Source organism: Bradyrhizobium sp. RT6a (assembly GCF_040547675.1).
In the GTDB taxonomy this organism is placed as follows: Bacteria; Pseudomonadota; Alphaproteobacteria; order Rhizobiales; family Xanthobacteraceae; genus Bradyrhizobium.
Map to the genome: position 1 here is coordinate 46730 of NZ_JBEPQC010000009.1, position 15958 is coordinate 62687.

General features: G+C 64.5%; 16 protein-coding genes. 10 read left to right on the plus strand and 6 right to left on the minus strand.

What is annotated here, in order from left to right; all coding sequences use genetic code 11:
- Positions 1 to 571 precede the first annotated feature (571 nt).
- From hemW to rph, 3 genes are read right to left on the minus strand one after another with little or no spacing between them, the layout of a single operon-like run.
- Complete coding sequence (gene hemW, locus ABIC03_RS32690) at positions 572 to 1726, minus strand: radical SAM family heme chaperone HemW (protein ID WP_354064236.1); 1155 nt, start codon at positions 1724 to 1726, stop codon at positions 572 to 574.
- On the minus strand, positions 1713 to 2348 hold the full coding sequence (gene rdgB, locus ABIC03_RS32695) for an RdgB/HAM1 family non-canonical purine NTP pyrophosphatase (protein WP_354064238.1): 636 nt from the start codon (positions 2346 to 2348) through the stop codon (positions 1713 to 1715). Before rdgB ends, hemW begins: the two co-directional genes overlap by 14 nt.
- Before the next feature lie 11 nt (positions 2349 to 2359).
- On the minus strand, positions 2360 to 3073 hold the full coding sequence (gene rph / locus ABIC03_RS32700) for a ribonuclease PH (RefSeq protein WP_027514789.1): 714 nt from the start codon (positions 3071 to 3073) through the stop codon (positions 2360 to 2362).
- A gap of 181 nt (positions 3074 to 3254) precedes the next feature.
- On the opposite strand from rph, the gene hrcA reads away from it, so the two are divergent.
- A complete protein-coding gene (gene hrcA, locus ABIC03_RS32705) occupies positions 3255 to 4343 on the plus strand; it encodes a heat-inducible transcriptional repressor HrcA (RefSeq protein WP_007598483.1) in 1089 nt (362 codons plus the stop codon).
- A 96-nt stretch (positions 4344 to 4439) separates the two neighbouring features.
- On the plus strand, positions 4440 to 5054 hold the full coding sequence (gene grpE / locus ABIC03_RS32710; RefSeq protein ID WP_354064241.1) for a nucleotide exchange factor GrpE: 615 nt from the start codon (positions 4440 to 4442) through the stop codon (positions 5052 to 5054).
- 76 nt (positions 5055 to 5130) lie between these two features.
- Here the strand turns inward: grpE and pncA are convergent, their stop codons facing one another.
- A complete protein-coding gene (gene pncA, locus ABIC03_RS32715) occupies positions 5131 to 5853 on the minus strand; it encodes a bifunctional nicotinamidase/pyrazinamidase (RefSeq protein ID WP_354064243.1) in 723 nt (240 codons plus the stop codon).
- Positions 5854 to 6013: 160 nt separating this feature from the next.
- A complete protein-coding gene (locus tag ABIC03_RS32720) occupies positions 6014 to 6955 on the minus strand; it encodes a hypothetical protein (protein WP_354064245.1) in 942 nt (313 codons plus the stop codon).
- 394 nt (positions 6956 to 7349) lie between these two features.
- Here ABIC03_RS32720 and dnaK point away from each other — a divergent pair, with 394 nt between their 5' ends.
- The 8 genes from dnaK to ABIC03_RS32760 all read left to right on the plus strand — a co-directional run bounded on the left by dnaK (position 7350) and on the right by ABIC03_RS32760 (position 14832).
- Positions 7350 to 9251: a molecular chaperone DnaK gene (gene dnaK, locus ABIC03_RS32725; protein ID WP_007604023.1), complete on the plus strand. Its 1902-nt coding sequence runs from the start codon at positions 7350 to 7352 to the stop codon at positions 9249 to 9251.
- A gap of 257 nt (positions 9252 to 9508) precedes the next feature.
- Positions 9509 to 10642 carry a molecular chaperone DnaJ gene (gene dnaJ, locus ABIC03_RS32730; RefSeq protein ID WP_275168930.1) on the plus strand — a complete coding sequence of 378 codons (1134 nt, stop codon included), beginning with the start codon at positions 9509 to 9511 and terminating at the stop codon, positions 10640 to 10642.
- Between the two features lie 88 nt (positions 10643 to 10730).
- Positions 10731 to 11330: a class I SAM-dependent methyltransferase gene (locus ABIC03_RS32735; RefSeq protein WP_148743606.1), complete on the plus strand. Its 600-nt coding sequence runs from the start codon at positions 10731 to 10733 to the stop codon at positions 11328 to 11330.
- A gap of 57 nt (positions 11331 to 11387) precedes the next feature.
- Complete coding sequence (locus tag ABIC03_RS32740) at positions 11388 to 11966, plus strand: NADPH-dependent FMN reductase (protein WP_085359535.1); 579 nt, start codon at positions 11388 to 11390, stop codon at positions 11964 to 11966.
- Positions 11967 to 11972: 6 nt separating this feature from the next.
- Positions 11973 to 12683, plus strand: a complete 711-nt coding sequence (gene pyrF, locus ABIC03_RS32745; RefSeq protein ID WP_354064248.1) for an orotidine-5'-phosphate decarboxylase — start codon at positions 11973 to 11975, stop codon at positions 12681 to 12683.
- A gap of 21 nt (positions 12684 to 12704) precedes the next feature.
- Positions 12705 to 13016 (plus strand): DUF1330 domain-containing protein, encoded by a 312-nt coding sequence (locus tag ABIC03_RS32750; protein ID WP_007598500.1) that lies wholly within the window; start codon positions 12705 to 12707, stop codon positions 13014 to 13016.
- Positions 13017 to 13312: 296 nt separating this feature from the next.
- A complete protein-coding gene (dapB, locus tag ABIC03_RS32755) occupies positions 13313 to 14128 on the plus strand; it encodes a 4-hydroxy-tetrahydrodipicolinate reductase (protein WP_275168924.1) in 816 nt (271 codons plus the stop codon).
- Between the two features lie 80 nt (positions 14129 to 14208).
- On the plus strand, positions 14209 to 14832 hold the full coding sequence (locus tag ABIC03_RS32760; protein WP_007598504.1) for a 2,3-bisphosphoglycerate-dependent phosphoglycerate mutase: 624 nt from the start codon (positions 14209 to 14211) through the stop codon (positions 14830 to 14832).
- A gap of 189 nt (positions 14833 to 15021) precedes the next feature.
- Here the strand turns inward: ABIC03_RS32760 and ABIC03_RS32765 are convergent, their stop codons facing one another.
- Complete coding sequence (locus tag ABIC03_RS32765; protein WP_354064251.1) at positions 15022 to 15918, minus strand: methylated-DNA--[protein]-cysteine S-methyltransferase; 897 nt, start codon at positions 15916 to 15918, stop codon at positions 15022 to 15024.
- Between the last annotated feature and the right edge of the window lie 40 nt (positions 15919 to 15958).

The following is a 15958-nucleotide window of genomic DNA, read 5'->3' on the forward strand; positions in this document are numbered from 1 at the left end:
TGTTTGAACCGCGTGACAGGCCGGCGCGTTAGTTTTGTCCCCGTTGTTTGAGGACTGTGTGTCCTCATGCGTCTTGTAGGTGGGATTCTACTGTGCGTAGTGTGTACGTGATTTCAGTCAGGCTGAAGCTCGTGATTCGAGCCCCTGCTGAAAATACAAAGACCGCCCGGGGTGGAAACCGGACGGCCTTTGGTCAGATGGTCCCCTAGGTCAGGGATCGCCAGTGGGGAGAGCCGGGTCGACTTGGCGGAAGACCGGCTCCCCTCCACGTTGCGAATCGGATGGATCCGAATCGCAGATCAATGGTGGGGCGTCGCTGTTCCGGAGTCCACGCTAATGGCAAGGATTCCTATGTCCGTCCCGCTTTTCCCCAAGCGGGAGACCGTACCTTGACGGATAAAGAAGCAGGAAATCAGGACAATCCATCTCGGGACGAGGTCTTGAGGCGAAGTCCCAAGGGGAAGCCGAACCGCACAAGCCACCGCGCGATACAACCCCGAACTGAAGGCGTAACCCATCATGCTTCCGCGCGCGAAGTTGCTGGTTACGCTTTGCGTACTACGAGATATCGCTACGCCGCGAGATCCGCGACCACTGCGTCCAGCACCGGAAAACCGCTGCTGGTCACGCGCAGCCGACCCGTTGCATCCACCGTGATCGCGCCTTCTTCGCGCAGCAGCGTGATGCGCTTGGGATCGAGCGAGCGGCCAGACAGCGCGCGGTAGCGCTCGGGGTCGATGCCCTCGGCGAGGCGCAACCCCATCAGCAGGAATTCGTCGGCGCGTTCTTCGCTGTTGAGGAGGTCGTCGGTGACGTTGCCATGGCCGTTGGTCTCGACCCGCATCAGCCAGGCTTCGGGACGCTTCTCGGTGGCGGTTGCGTGCCTGATACCATCGATGTCGAGCCGGCCATGGGCGCCGGGGCCGATGCCGGCATATTCCTCGCCGCGCCAGTAGACCAGATTGTGCCGGCACTCGGCGCCGCGCCGCGCGTGATTTGAAATCTCGTAGGCGGGCAGGCCGAGCTTGTCGCAGGTCTCCTGCGTAACGTCGTAGAGCGCGCGTGCGATCGCCTCATCCGGCGTCTTCAGCTTGCCGGCTTGATGCAGGCCGAAGAACGGCGTGCCTTCTTCGATCGTCAATTGATAGAGCGACAGATGCTCGGCCGCCTCGTCGATCGCGAGACGCAATTCATCGGCCCACATCGCCGGCGTCTGGTCGGGACGGGCATAGATCAGGTCGAACGAATAACGATCGAACGAGCGGCGCGCGATGGCGACGGCATCGAGTGCCTCGCGCGCGCTGTGCATGCGGCCCAGCGCTTTCAGCGAGGCATCGTCGAGCGCCTGCACGCCGAGCGAGACGCGGTTGACGCCGGCGGCGCGATAGCCGGCGAAGCGCGTAGCCTCGACGCTGGTCGGGTTTGCCTCCAGCGTGACTTCGACGTCTTTCGCCACGGTCCAGTGCTTGCCGATGGCGTCGAGCACAGCGCCGACGGTTGCAGGCTGCATGAGCGAGGGCGTTCCGCCGCCGAGAAAGATCGAGGTGACTTCGCGGCCGGGCGAACGTTGCGCGGTCGTTTCGATCTCACGCGCGAATGCTGACGCAAAACGCGCCTCGTCGATCGCGGCGTGGCGAACGTGGCTGTTGAAGTCGCAATAGGGGCACTTCGACAGGCAGAACGGCCAGTGCACGTAGACGCCGAAGGCTTCCTTAGCGCGGCTCAAGGCAGATCTCCGCCAGTTTCACGAAGGCGCGGGCACGGTGCGACAGGCCGAGACCGAGCGGCGGCAGGCCGTGCTTCTCGATGCTCTCCATCTCGCCGAAGGTGCGGCTATGGCCGTCGGGCAAAAACATCGGGTCGTAGCCGAAGCCGGCGGTGCCGCGCGGCGGCCACACCAGCGTGCCGTCGACGCGCGCCTCGACCTCTTCGAGATGATCGTCGGGCCATGCAACGCAGAGCGCGGAAACGAAATGCGCCTTGCGTTTGGCGGGCGTGGTCGCGCCGCGCTCCTGCAACAGCCGCTCGATCCGAGCCATCGCCGCGTCAAAATCCTTGTTCGGCCCGGCCCAGCGCGCCGAATAGATGCCGGGCGCGCCATCGAGCGCGTCGACCACGATGCCGGAATCATCGGCGAAAGATGGCAGCTTCGTCGCCTGCGCTGCCGCGACGGCCTTGATCGCGGCATTGCTGCGGAAATCGTTTCCGGTCTCTTCCGGCTCCGAAAGGCCTAATTCGCCGGCCGACACCGCCTCGATGCCGTAAGGCGCGAGCAGCTCCTTCATCTCGGCGAGCTTGCCGGGATTATGGGTCGCGATGACCAGCTTTCCGGTGATTCGGCGATGCATCGGCCTATTGACTACGCTACCGCCAGTTTCTGCAAGTCCACGAGACGCGCGACGCCCTTGCGCGCCAGCGCCATCAGAGCCAGGAACTCGGCTTCCGTGAACGGCTCGCGTTCCGCGGTGCCCTGGACTTCGATGATGCGGCCATCGCCCGTCATGACGAAATTGGCGTCGGTATCGGCTTCGGAGTCCTCGGCATAGTCGAGGTCGAGCACCGGCGTGCCCTTGTAGATGCCGCAGGAGATCGCGGCGACGTTGTCGCGCAACACATTGGCCTTGACCATGTTGCGCGCCTTCATCCAGGTGATGCAATCGGCGAGGGCGACCCAGGCCCCGGTGATCGAGGCCGTGCGGGTGCCGCCGTCGGCCTGCAGCACGTCGCAATCGACCGTGATCTGGCGCTCACCGAGCGCTTCGAGATTAATGATGGTGCGAAGCGAGCGTCCGATCAGGCGCTGAATTTCGACGGTGCGGCCGCTCTGCTTTCCGGCGGAGGCCTCGCGGCGGGTGCGTTCCGAGGTCGCGCGCGGCAGCATGCCGTATTCGGCGGTGACCCAGCCGCGGCCCTGGCCCTTCAGCCATGGCGGCAGGCGGTCTTCCAGCGTGGCGGTGACCAGCACGTGGGTGTCGCCGAACTTCACCAGGCACGAGCCTTCCGCATATTTGACCACGCCGCGCTCCAGCGTCACGGGGCGCAGTTCGTCGGGCGCACGGCGGCTTGGCCGCATGGGAAATCCTCCAAAACTCTCGGAAAGGGGCTGTTGGCGGTGCTTGTAGGTGGGGTGAGGGTGGGCGGCAAGGGGGAAGATCGAGGCCTTATTCACCCCCGATTTTCAATCCGCGAACGCCACGCTTGTCAGAAGCCGCAGGGATAGACAAATTACCTGTATCTGAGAGGAGTTACCGTCTGTGGCCCATCACGATCCGATCCATCTGATCGCGCCGCGCGCGGGCCTCGCCCAGCTCAACGAGCGTTCCCGCGACATCTTTCGTCAAATCGTCGAAAGCTACCTCGCGACGGGGGAGCCGGTGGGCTCGCGCAATATTTCGCGCCTGATTGCCATGCCGCTGTCGCCCGCCTCGGTCCGCAACGTCATGGCCGACCTGGAACAGCTCGGCCTGATCTACGCCCCGCATACCTCCGCCGGCCGGCTGCCGACGGAACTCGGCCTGCGGTTCTTCGTCGACGCCCTGATGCAGGTCGGCGACCTCAATGACAGTGAGCGGCAGGCGATCCAGAGCCAGTTGACCTCCGTCGGCCACGCGCAATCGGTCGAGGCTGCGCTCGAGGAGGCATTGACGCGACTCTCCGGCCTGACCCGCGCAGCCGCCGTCGTGCTGACGCCGAAATCCAATGCGCGGCTGAAACATATCGAATTCGTCCGCTTGGAACCGGAAAAGGCATTGGTGATCCTGGTCGGCGAGGACGGGCAGGTCGAAAACCGCGTGCTGACGCTCCCGCCGGGGGTTCCATCCTCGGCGCTGACTGAAGCCGGTAACTTCCTCAATGCACGTATCCGTGGCCGGACCCTGGCCGAGGCCCGGCTGGAGCTCGAGACCGCGCTCGGAGAGGCGCGGACCGAGCTCGATCAGCTGACGCACAAGGTGATCTCGGCCGGTATCGCCAGCTGGTCGGGCGGCGAAAACGAGGATCGCCAGCTGATCGTTCGCGGCCACGCCAATCTGCTCGAAGATTTGCATGCGCTGGAGGATCTCGAGCGCGTTCGCCTGCTCTTCGACGATCTCGAGACCAAGCGTGGCGTGATCGACCTGCTCGGCCGGGCCGAAACCGCGGAAGGCGTGCGAATCTTCATCGGCAGTGAGAACAAGCTGTTCTCGCTGTCGGGCTCGTCCACCATCATCTCGCCCTATCGGGATGCCGCCGGCCATATCGTCGGCGTTTTGGGCGTGATCGGGCCGACACGGCTGAATTATGCCCGCGTGATCCCGACCGTGGACTACGCTGCCCGCATCGTCAGCCGGCTCCTGGGGGGCTGACCGGCGTCTCTCCCGATCACGGGCGCTTGATTTTCGGCGCCCGAAGCACGATATCCGGGCCAGAAACCCCCTGAGACGAATGCGAAAAGAGAGCCGATGACCGATCGAGACCGGCAACCCGAAGACACGAGTGCTGCGGCCGGCGAGCCCGTGGTGTCAAAACCCTACATCATGCCCGACGATCCCGAGCCCGGCTCGGTCGAGCTCCTGCAGAAGGAAGCCGCCGAGGCGCGCGATCGCATGCTGCGGACGCTGGCCGAGATGGAGAATTTGCGCAAGCGCACCGCCAAAGAGGTCGCAGACTCCAAGCTCTACGGCGTCACGGGCTTTGCCCGCGACGTGCTCGACATCGCCGACAACCTCCAGCGCGCGCTCGATGCCGTTCCGGCCGAAGCTCGTGCGACGGCCGATGCAGGCCTGGCCTCGCTGATCGAGGGCGTCGAGCTGACCGAGCGCTCGCTGCTCAGCGCGCTGGAAAAACACGGCGTGAAGAAATTCGACCCCTTGGGCCAGAAGTTCGATCCGAACTTTCAGCAGGCGATGTTCGAGGTGCCCGATGCGTCGGTGCCCGCAGGCACCGTCGTGCAGGTCATGCAGGCCGGCTACACCATCGGCGAGCGCGTGCTGCGTCCCGCCCTGGTCGGTGTCGCCAAGGGCGGCGCCAAGGCCGCGCCCGCCAACAGCAACGAGCCGAACGGCGCGGCCAACTGATCGATCCTCATGGTGAGGAGGCGCGCGCGAAGGGTGCGCTCCTCAGGATGAGGGTCTGGCAGTTCGGTCGCGCCTCTTACGCGCTCGCCGCGATATCCGCGGACTGAATCCGCTTCACGCCGGCCTTGGCCATATCGGCCCAGGCTTTTGCGAGCGAGCCCTGATTGTCGATGCCGCGGCAGGCGTCTTCCACCACATAGACCTCGAAGCCCGCCTTGCGCGCGTCGAGCGCGGTCCAGGCGACGCAGAAATCCGTCGCCAGCCCCGCGACGAAGACGCGCTTGATCTTTCGCCCCTTCAGATAGCCGGCAAGGCCGGTCGAGGTCTTGCCGTCGGCTTCGAGAAAGGCCGAATAGCTGTCGACGTCCTTGTGAAAACCCTTGCGGATGATGAGCTCGGCGTGCGGGATCGCAAGGTCCTTCGACAGCGCGGCGCCGTCGGTGCCCTGCACGCAATGGTCTGGCCACAGCACCTGCTTGCCGTAGGGAAGATCGACGGTCTCGAACGGCTTCTTGCCGGCGTGGACTGACGCGAAGGAAATATGGCCTTGCGTGTGCCAGTCCTGCGTCATCACCACGTTCGAAAACGCTTTCGAGATCTTGTTGATGACGGGGACCACCTGCTCGCCTTCCTTCACGGCAAGGCTGCCGCCGGGAAGGAAGCAGTTCTGTACGTCGATCACGAGCAGCGCGGATGCATCGTCCGGCTTGATCGATGCAGCTGCCAGAATTGCGGTTGGCGCGAGGGCCACGAGAGCGCTCGTCCCGAGCGCCGCCAAGACTTGTCGCCGATCCAGCATCATTCGCCTCCCTCTAGGATGAACTCAACGGAAGGGGAGCCTAGTTCCGTTCGTATACGAACAGAAGCCCGAAAATGCAGCCGGCTTTGGTGAGTCGTTGGGCTGCTGACCGGATATCATCGTCGTCCCGGCGTAGGCCGGGACGACGGTTAGTGTCGGGTCAGCCCTTCGGCTGGATGCCGTCGCGGACCGCGCGGAAGCGGGTGAAGGCGGCCGGCCACTGCTCGCGCGGGGCGCTGGCGATGATGCGCAGCGAGGCGCCGCCGCTGCTGAAGCGGATCCACTGCACCACGGTCACCGGCGTCTTGTCCTTGCCGCTGACGCCGTCGATCCGGGTCTCGAAACCCTGCTGGCCGCTGATGCGGATCGGCTCGGACATGGTGACGCGCGACTCCCGCACGCCGGGAATCTGGAGCGCCGCCTCCTGGGCGAAGCGGGCGCGGTCGTCGGCCTGCTGCGGGGTGGCGCCGATCACGCCGAGGATCATGAATGGCTTCGATTCATAGCCGGTACTCTCGTCGCCGTCGGCCAGGATGATGCTCGAGCCCGGCGCCAGCGTGCGAACGTCCTTGAAGTCGGCGAGATCGGTGATCTTGAACGGCATCAGCGCGATCTGCTCTTCGGCCGAGACCTGCTTGCGGGTGACGACGCTCGCGAACATCTGCCGCACCGCCTCGTCGGTGTAGATCTTGATCGCATTCTCCGGGATCTGCACCGCGACATAGCCGGAGAAGCCGGCGCCCGGCACGATCATCGAATAGCGCCGCACCGGCGTCTCGCCGGCCTTGCCGCTCTCAGTGGTGAAATAGGCAAGACCGGCGGGCGTCTCGATCTTGTCCTGCTTGACGCCGTTGGCTCCGGCCGGATTGGAGTTGAAGGCGCTCACGACTTCGCCATAGGCCGCCGGCGGCAGCTCTGTGATCAGCACCTTGACGCTGCCGTCCTCGCTCTCGAAGCCGGGAAAGGTCTTGGCCGTGTTAAGACCGACCAATGGCACCATGCCGAGGCGCAAGCCAGGCGGGAAAACGGCGTCGGCAGCCAGAGCCGGAAGCGCAGAGGCGACGAGGAGGGCGAGCGCAGCGAGGGGGCGGATCAGCTTCATGGGCACTCTGATTGGTTCACATTGAGGCCGTTCGATGGTGGCCGGCCGGTCGCTTTGTCGCGCGAGGCAGCCCGATGACGAGCCCGGCCGGCTGCCCGCCTTTTAGCGGGTTTGGACTTGCCGCAACAGGGCGGGGCGGAATGCGGTAGCCGATGCCGCCGATCGCGGCACCTGTTAATAATTCCTCACCCGCAAGGGCGGTGCAGCCCGGATATGTTCTTCCAAAACCCAATGTTTTCACGGCCGAAACTTGCGTTCGGTCCTTGCGGGCACCTCCCCCCCTCCTATATGACCCCCAACCATCGCAATATCGCGAATGTTTGATCTTAGGGGGTTTCGGTTCGGGTGCCTTCTGGGCCCAGCCAGCCTGCCGCAAAAACAAGGATATAGGACCATGGGAAAGGTCATCGGGATCGACCTCGGCACCACGAATTCGTGCGTCGCCGTAATGGATGGCAAGAACGCCAAAGTCATCGAGAATTCCGAAGGCATGCGCACGACGCCTTCGATCGTCGCCGTGACGGACGACGGTGAGCGCCTCGTCGGCCAGCCGGCCAAGCGCCAGGCCGTCACCAATCCCGAGCGCACGTTCTTCGCAGTGAAGCGCCTGATCGGCCGCCGCTACGACGACCCGATGGTCGAGAAGGACAAGAAGCTCGTTCCGTACAAGATCGTGAAGGCTTCCAACGGCGACGCCTGGGTCGAGGCCGACGGCCAGACCTACTCGCCCTCGCAGGTCTCGGCGTTCATCTTGCAGAAGATGAAGGAGACCGCGGAAGCCCATCTCGGCCAGAAGGTCGACCAGGCCGTCATCACCGTGCCCGCCTACTTCAACGACGCCCAGCGCCAGGCGACCAAGGACGCCGGCAAGATCGCGGGCCTTGAAGTGCTGCGCATCATCAACGAGCCGACCGCGGCCGCGCTCGCCTATGGCCTCGACAAGACCAAGGCCGGCACGATCGCCGTGTACGATCTCGGCGGCGGCACGTTCGATATCTCGATTCTCGAAATCGGCGACGGCGTGTTCGAGGTGAAGTCGACCAACGGCGACACCTTCCTCGGCGGCGAAGACTTCGACATGCGCCTGGTCGGCTATCTCGCCGACGAATTCCAGAAGGAGCAGGGCATCAACCTGCGCAACGACAAGCTCGCGTTGCAGCGCCTGAAGGAAGCCGCCGAAAAGGCCAAGATCGAGCTGTCGTCGACGACGCAGACCGAGATCAACCTGCCCTTCATCACCGCGGACCAGACCGGCCCGAAGCATCTGACGATGAAGCTTACCCGCGCCAAGTTCGAGGCGCTGGTCGATGACCTCGTCCAGAAAACCGTCGAGCCCTGCCGCAAGGCGCTGAAGGATGCCGGCCTCACCGCCGCCGAGATCGGCGAAGTGGTGTTGGTCGGTGGCATGTCGCGCATGCCGAAGGTCCAGGAAGTCGTGAAGCAGCTGTTCGGCAAGGAGCCGCACAAGGGCGTCAACCCGGACGAAGTCGTGGCGATCGGTGCCGCGATCCAGGCCGGCGTGCTTCAGGGCGACGTCAAGGACGTGCTGCTGCTCGACGTGACCCCGCTGTCGCTGGGCATCGAGACGCTGGGCGGCGTGTTCACCCGCATCATCGACCGCAACACCACGATCCCCACCAAGAAGAGCCAGGTGTTCTCGACCGCCGAGGACAGCCAGAACGCGGTCACCATCCGCGTCTTCCAGGGCGAGCGTGAAATGGCGGCCGACAACAAGATGCTCGGCCAGTTCGACCTGATGGGCATTCCGCCGGCTCCGCGCGGTATGCCGCAGATCGAGGTGACCTTCGATATCGACGCCAACGGCATCGTCAACGTCTCGGCCAAGGACAAGGCCACGTCCAAGGAGCAGCAGATCCGCATCCAGGCCTCCGGCGGTCTGTCGGAAGCCGACATCGAGAAGATGGTCAAGGACGCCGAGGCCAATGCCGAGGCGGACAAGAAGCGCCGCGAGGCCGTGACTGCCAAGAACGACGCGGACGGACTGGTGCATTCGACCGAGAAGGCACTGGCCGAGCACGGTTCGAAGGTCGCAGAGACCGAGCGCCGCGCCATCGAGGACGCCGTCAGCGACCTCAAGGAAGCGCTGAAGGGCGACGATGCCGAAGCGATCAAGGCCAAGACCCAAACGCTGGCCCAGGCTTCGATGAAGCTCGGCGAGGCCATGTACAAGCAGCAGGCCGAGGCCGACGCCAAGAAGGATGCGGCCAAGGACGACGTCGTCGACGCGGAATTCACCGAAGTCGACGACGACAAGAACAACAAGAAGTCCGCCTGAACCCTGCGAGGGTGATGATGCGGACGGCTTGGACCCCACACGCGCCAACGGCCTCCTCCCTCGCGGGGGAGGCCATCGTGTCGGGCTCGACGGGCCAAGGCTCTAAAGTCGGCCCCGTTACGATCGATCAATTCCCAGCCGTTATTCTGAACACTGCTGTGCAATCCTCTGCCGCGAGGCGGAAGGGTGCTTATATCGCTGCATGGCGACGTTGCTTCGCTCCGACTTGAATCGCGATCGGATAGACCGAGCTCATCATGTCCACGTCCACCAAGCGCTGCTACTACGAAACCCTCGAAGTCGAACGCGATGCCGACGATTCCGTCCTGAAATCGTCGTTCCGCAAGCTGGCGATGAAGTTTCACCCCGACCGCAATCCCGGGGACGACACTAGCGAAGTCAAGTTCAAGGAAATCAACGAGGCCTACGAGGTCCTGAAAGACAGGGACAAGCGCGCGGCCTATGACCGTTACGGCCATGCCGCCTTCGAGCAGGGCGGCGGTGGCGGCGCTGGTTTCGGCGCGGGCTTCGCCTCCTCCTTTTCCGACATTTTCGAAGATTTGTTCGGCATGGCTGGACAGCGCGGCGGCCGTGGCGGCCGCGAGCGCGGCGCCGACCTGCGCTACAACATGGAAATCACACTCGAGGAAGCTTTTGGCGGCAAGACCGCGCAGATCGAGATCCCGGTCTCGGTCACGTGCGAAGCCTGTTCGGGCATCGGGGCCAAGGCCGGCACCAAGCCGAAGACCTGCTCGACCTGCGGCGGCGCCGGACGCGTAAGGCAGTCGCAGGGCTTCTTCACGCTGGAGCGCACATGCCCGGGCTGCCAGGGGCGCGGCCAAATGATCGAGGACGCTTGCCCGTCCTGCTCAGGTCAGGGGCGCGTCACCCGCGAACGGACGCTGTCGGTCAACATTCCCCCGGGCGTCGAGGACGGCACCAGGATCAGGCTCGCTGGCGAGGGCGAGGCCGGGGTCCGCGGCGGCCCGCCCGGCGACCTCTACATCTTCCTGTCGCTGGCCCAGCACCAGTTCTTCCAGCGCGACGGCGCCGATCTGCATTGTCGTGTGCCGATCTCGATGGTGACGGCGGCGCTTGGCGGCGAATTCGAGGTGCCGACCATCGAGAAGGGCAAGACCAAGGTGAAGGTCCCAGCAGGGACCCAGTCCAGCCGCCGATTCCGCATCGCATCAAAAGGCATGCCGGTGCTGCGCTCGCGCCAGATGGGCGACATGTACGTTCAGGTCGTGGTCGAGACCCCGCAGAACCTCACCAAGAAGCAGCAGGAATTGCTGGCCGAGTTCGACAAGCTCTCCTCCGGCAACACCCAGCCGGAATCCGAGGGTTTCTTCACCAAGGTCAAGGATTTCTTCGGTAATCGCGCGAGTTGACGCGTCTTGACCGTGCCGCCTTCGGCCTATACGTCTTTATGACCATTTTCTGACACGCCGCGGTCACGCGGTCCCGGCCGGTCCCGACATGCCATTGCCATCGTCCGCGCGTGCGTTGAAGAAGCCCCGTCTCGATGACGAGGTGCGTTTTCTCCGGTCATGGATCGAAAAGCCCCTCCACATGGGCGCGGTGATGCCGTCGGGCAAGCTGCTGGCCCGGACCATGGCCCACTACGTCGATATCAATTCGGACGCACCGGTGGTCGAGCTCGGGCCCGGCACCGGCGCCATCACCTCGGCCCTGGTCGAGCGCGGCGTCGACCAGAAGCGTCTCGTCCTCGTCGAATACAATCCAGGCTTCTGCGCCCTGCTGCGCGACCGCTATCCGCAGGCCAAGGTGGTGCAGGGCGATGCCTATCGCCTGCGCGACACGCTGTGGAACGTGCTGAGCGCGCCGGCCTCTGCGGTGGTGTCGGGCCTGCCGCTGGTCACAAAACCGATGCTGACGCGGCTGCGGCTCATCCGCGACGCCTTCACGGCCCTGGCGCCCGGTGCGCCCTTCGTCCAGTTCACCTATGCGGTGGTGCCGCCGATTCCGAAATCGTTGCCCGGCGTGTCCACAGAGGCCTCGGAACGGATCTGGATGAACCTTCCGCCCGCCCGCGTCTGGGTGTATCGCAAGGACTAATTCCGCCGGCATTCTTGTTTGCGTGGCGGGCTCGTTTCGCCGAACGCATGGAAGCGGATGTCCGCACCGAAGATCCTGATCATTCCCGGCTCTCTGCGCACCGGCTCGCACAATGCGAAGCTGGCAGCGGTCGCCGCCTATGCATTCGACCAGGCCGGTGTCGACGTCACACGCATCTCGCTCGCCGATTTTCCGCTGCCGATCTATGACGGCGACCTGCAGGCCAAGTCCGGTGTGCCCAAGCACGCGATCAATCTCAAGCGCATGATCGGCGCGCATCATGGCGTGCTGATCGTCTCGCCCGAATACAATGCCTCGGTGCCGCCGCTGCTGAAGAACGCGATCGACTGGGTCAGTCGCGTGCATGAGCTGCACGAGCCGCGCGGCGAGGTGTTCCGCAACCGCGTCTTCGCGCTCGCCGGCGCCTCGCAGAGCCGGCTCGGCGCGGCTCGCGCGCTGCAGGCGTTGCGGCTGATCCTGACCTCCTGCCACGCCAATGTGATTGCCAGCCAGCTGACGCTCGCCTTTGCCGACCAGGCCTATGACGATATGGACAGGCTGAAGCACGAGGGCGATATCGCCGCGTTGAAGGAACTGGTGCGGCAGTTGATCGACGTTTCCCAACGCATGATGTGAGGTGACATGAGGCCAGCCGAGATTGCCCCGAAAGACCGCCTGATCGTCGCGCTCGATCTGCCCGGCGTTGATGCCGCGGAAGCGATGGTCAACCGGCTCGGCGACAGCGTCACCTTCTACAAGATCGGCTATCGGCTCGCTTATGCCGGCGGCTTGCCGCTGGTCGGCAAGCTCGCCGACAAGGGCAAGAAGGTCTTTCTCGATCTCAAGCTGCACGACATCGGCAACACCGTGGCGCAGGGCGTCGACAGCATCACCAGGCTCGGCGCGACCTTCCTCACCGTGCACGCCTATCCGCAGACCATGAAGGGTGCCGTCGAAGGTCGCGGCAGCTCGAAACTGAAGATTCTCGCCGTTACTGTTCTGACTTCCTACAACGAGGACGATCTGCACGCGGCAGGCTTCCGGCTTGGCGTCTCCGAACTCGTCGAAGCGCGCGCGCAGCAGGCGCAGGTGCTCGGCATCGACGGGCTGGTATCCTCGCCGGAGGAAGTCGGAGCCTTGCGCAAGATCGTCGGCCACCAGATGAGCCTCGTCACTCCCGGCATCCGGCCGGCGGGCGCGGCGAGCGGCGACCAGAAACGCATCATGACGCCGGGCCGCGCGATTGCGGCCGGCGCGGACTATCTCGTCGTCGGGCGGCCGGTGCTGGAAGCCACGGACCCCAAGGCGATTGCGGAGGCTATTCAGGCTGAGATTGCGCAAGCGCTCGGCTAATCAACAACAGGGAGAAGAACAATGGCAAAAGGCTACTGGATCGGACGCGTCGACGTGAGCAGTGATGAGGGCTACAAGCCCTATGCCGTCGCCAATGGTCCGATCTTCAAGAAATGGGGTGGCCGCTTCGTCGTCCGTGCCGGCAAGTTCACCACTGTCGAAGGCAGTAGCCGCACCCGCAACGTCGTGATTGAATTCCCGGACTACGAGACCGCGATCGCCTGCTACAACTCGCCGGAATACCAGGCCAACATCAAGGTGCGCCAGCCGCACTCCGTCGCTGACCTCATCATCATCGAGGGCTATGACGGCCCGCAGCCGTCAGACGGCTGAGGCGCCATCGAAGCTGGGCCGCCGTCTTGCTGTCCGCTTCCGAGCGGCGGCAAACGTGTGAGCAACAGATCGTCATGCCCGGGCTTGTCCCGGGCATCCACGTTCTTCGTGCCGTGTGGTGTGGCGTGGATGGCCGGGACAAGCCCGGCCACGATGCCGTGGAGGCCCTCGCGCCTGAACTCTCGCGTGCGATAGCTCCCCCCTCCAGGGGCCGTAAGAGCCTGCCCGTCAGCTTAATCTCCCTCGGTTGCCGGAACTGCGTCCCCCCGCTACAACGACCGTGAGAGGATCGCACCATGTCCGACATGCGCTTGATTGTTGCTGGAGCCGGCGGCCGGATGGGCCGGGCGCTGACGCGGGCGATTGCCGAGAGCAAAGGTGCGGTGCTGGCCGGCGCGCTGGAGGCGCCGGGCTCGGAGCTCCTCGGCAAGGATGCCGGCGTGCTCGCAGGCCTGCCAGCCAATGGCATCAAACTCTCCGGCGATCTCTGGGCATTGTCGAAGGACGCCGACGGCATTCTGGATTTCACCGTGCCCGCGGCGACCCTCGCCAATGTCGCGATCGCCGCCGAACGCGGCCTCGTGCACGTGGTCGGAACGACCGGGCTGTCGGGCTCCGACAACGCCGTGATCAAGAGCGTCACCAACCGCGCCGTGGTGGTGCAGTCCGGCAATATGAGCCTCGGTGTCAATCTGCTCGCCGCAGTGGTCAAGCGCGTCGCCAAGGCGCTCGACGAGAGCTTCGACATCGAGATCGTCGAAACCCATCATCGCATGAAGATCGACGCGCCCTCGGGCACGGCACTGATGCTAGGTCAGGCCGCAGCTAGCGGCCGCGGCATCGCGCTCGATGAGCATGCAGACCGCGGCCGCGACGGCATCACCGGCGCGCGCAAGCCCGGCGACATCGGCTTTGCGTCATTGCGCGGCGGCACCGCGGCCGGCGATCACAGCGTGAGCTTCCTCGGCCCGTTCGAGCGCCTGACGCTGTCGCATCACGCGGAGGATCGCATGCTGTTCGCCCACGGCGCGCTGAAGGCCGCGCTCTGGGCGCATGGCAAGAAGCCGGGGCACTACTCCATGGCCGACGTGCTCGGCCTGTCTGACATTTGAACGAAGCATGATCCGGAAAAGTGTGAAGCGGTTTTCCGACAAGATCATGCTTAGACAACGAACGAAACGGAAAGCAGTCAATGAGCGAACGTCTTCTCGTGCTGGTGCGGCACGGCCAGAGCGAATGGAATCTGAAGAACCTGTTCACGGGGTGGAAGGACCCTGACCTTACCGAGCTCGGCGTCAAGGAAGCCTCGGAAGCTGGCCGCAAGCTGAAGGCGCAGGGTCTCGTGTTCGACGTTGCCTACACCTCGGTGTTGACGCGCGCACAGCACACGCTCGATCTCATTCTCGGCGAGCTCGACCAGAAGGGCCTGCCGACGACGAAGAACCTCGCGCTGAACGAGCGCGACTATGGCGATCTCTCCGGCCTCAACAAGGACGACGCCCGCAAGAAATGGGGCGAGGACCAGGTGCTGATCTGGCGCCGCTCCTACGACGTGCCGCCACCCGGCGGTGAAAGCCTGAAGGACACGCTGGCGCGCGCATTGCCGTATTACGTGCAGGAGATTTTGCCCGGCGTGCTCAACGGCAAGCGCACGTTGGTTGCGGCCCACGGCAATTCGCTGCGCGCGCTGATCATGGTGCTGGAAAAACTCTCGCCCGAAGGCATCTTGAAGCGCGAGCTCGCGACGGGTGTGCCGATCATCTATCGCCTCAATGCGGATTCGACGGTGGCGTCGAAGCTGGATCTGGCGGGTTAAAGACGTTCGCGCGCGACGGAGCCGGCTAAATACTCAGCCGTCGTCCTGGCGAAAGCCAGGACCCATAACCACCGTCGTTGGTTTTGCGATGACTGGTGGTTGGCAGTCGGCCCCAAAACATCTGCCTGGGGTAATGGATCCTGGCTTTCGCCAGGACGACCAAGTGGGGGAATTTACGCGTAACGACTATTACTGCATCCCCAGCTGCCCGGCCTCCCAGCCCAGCATCGCCTGCTTGCGGGTGATGCCCCAGTGGTAGCCGGTGAGCGTGCCGCTCTTGCCGAGAGCGCGGTGGCAGGGCACGACAAAGGAGACCGGGTTCTTGCCCACGGCAGCCCCGACGGCGCGTGAGGCTTTCGGGCTGTTGATGTTGCAGGCGATGTCCGAATAGGACACGGCGCGGCCCATCGGGATCTTCAGCAGCGTCTCCCACACCCGGACCTCGAAATCGGTGCCGATCATCACCACGCGCAGCGGCTGATCCGGCCGCCACAGTTTTGTGTCGAAGATGCGCTGCGCCAATGGCGCGGTACCTTCGTGATCCTCGACGTAAGTTGCGTTTCGCCAGCGCCGCGTCATGTCGGCAAATGCCACCTGTTCCTCACCGGGATCGGCGAAAGCGAGGCCCGACAATCCGCGATCGGTCGCGATCACGATTGCGGTGCCGAACGGCGAGTGATGGAAGCCGTAGCGCAGGATGAGCCCCGCGCCGCCGTTCTTCCATTCGCCCGGCGACATCGCCTCGTGGGTGACGAAGAGATCATGCAGCCGGCCCGGACCCGAAAGGCCCGAGTCGAGCGCCGCGTCGAGGATGCTCGCGGAGTCCCTGAGCAAGCCCTTGGCGTGATCGAGCGTGAGCGCCTGCATGAAGGCCTTCGGTGTGATCGAGGCCCAGCGGCGGAACAGATGGTGCAGCTCATCCGGGGTGACGCCGGCCGCATCCGCCATCGCCTCGATGGTCGGCTGTGCGCGCCAGTTTTCCGAAATGAAGGCGATCGCCCGGCGCACGGAATCATAGTCGCGCAACGCGGCGTTCTGGGAGCCCGGCCCGGCCAGGCGCTGGTCATGTATCGCGAGTGTCATCATGACCACAAATGTAGGAGAGGGCAGGGTACGAAACCACCCG

Coding starts and splice junctions, on each gene's coding strand:
- dnaJ (WP_275168930.1), top strand. CDS start 9,509: ATGTCCACGTCCACCAAGCGCTGCTACTACGAAACCCTCGAAGTCGAA.
- ABIC03_RS32720 (WP_354064245.1), bottom strand. CDS start 6,955: ATGAAGCTGATCCGCCCCCTCGCTGCGCTCGCCCTCCTCGTCGCCTCT.
- ABIC03_RS32750 (WP_007598500.1), top strand. CDS start 12,705: ATGGCAAAAGGCTACTGGATCGGACGCGTCGACGTGAGCAGTGATGAG.
- rph (WP_027514789.1), bottom strand. CDS start 3,073: ATGCGGCCAAGCCGCCGTGCGCCCGACGAACTGCGCCCCGTGACGCTG.
- pncA (WP_354064243.1), bottom strand. CDS start 5,853: ATGCTGGATCGGCGACAAGTCTTGGCGGCGCTCGGGACGAGCGCTCTC.
- pyrF (WP_354064248.1), top strand. CDS start 11,973: ATGAGGCCAGCCGAGATTGCCCCGAAAGACCGCCTGATCGTCGCGCTC.
- rdgB (WP_354064238.1), bottom strand. CDS start 2,348: ATGCATCGCCGAATCACCGGAAAGCTGGTCATCGCGACCCATAATCCC.
- ABIC03_RS32760 (WP_007598504.1), top strand. CDS start 14,209: ATGAGCGAACGTCTTCTCGTGCTGGTGCGGCACGGCCAGAGCGAATGG.
- dapB (WP_275168924.1), top strand. CDS start 13,313: ATGTCCGACATGCGCTTGATTGTTGCTGGAGCCGGCGGCCGGATGGGC.
- ABIC03_RS32735 (WP_148743606.1), top strand. CDS start 10,731: ATGCCATTGCCATCGTCCGCGCGTGCGTTGAAGAAGCCCCGTCTCGAT.
- dnaK (WP_007604023.1), top strand. CDS start 7,350: ATGGGAAAGGTCATCGGGATCGACCTCGGCACCACGAATTCGTGCGTC.
- ABIC03_RS32765 (WP_354064251.1), bottom strand. CDS start 15,918: ATGATGACACTCGCGATACATGACCAGCGCCTGGCCGGGCCGGGCTCC.
- grpE (WP_354064241.1), top strand. CDS start 4,440: ATGACCGATCGAGACCGGCAACCCGAAGACACGAGTGCTGCGGCCGGC.
- ABIC03_RS32740 (WP_085359535.1), top strand. CDS start 11,388: ATGTCCGCACCGAAGATCCTGATCATTCCCGGCTCTCTGCGCACCGGC.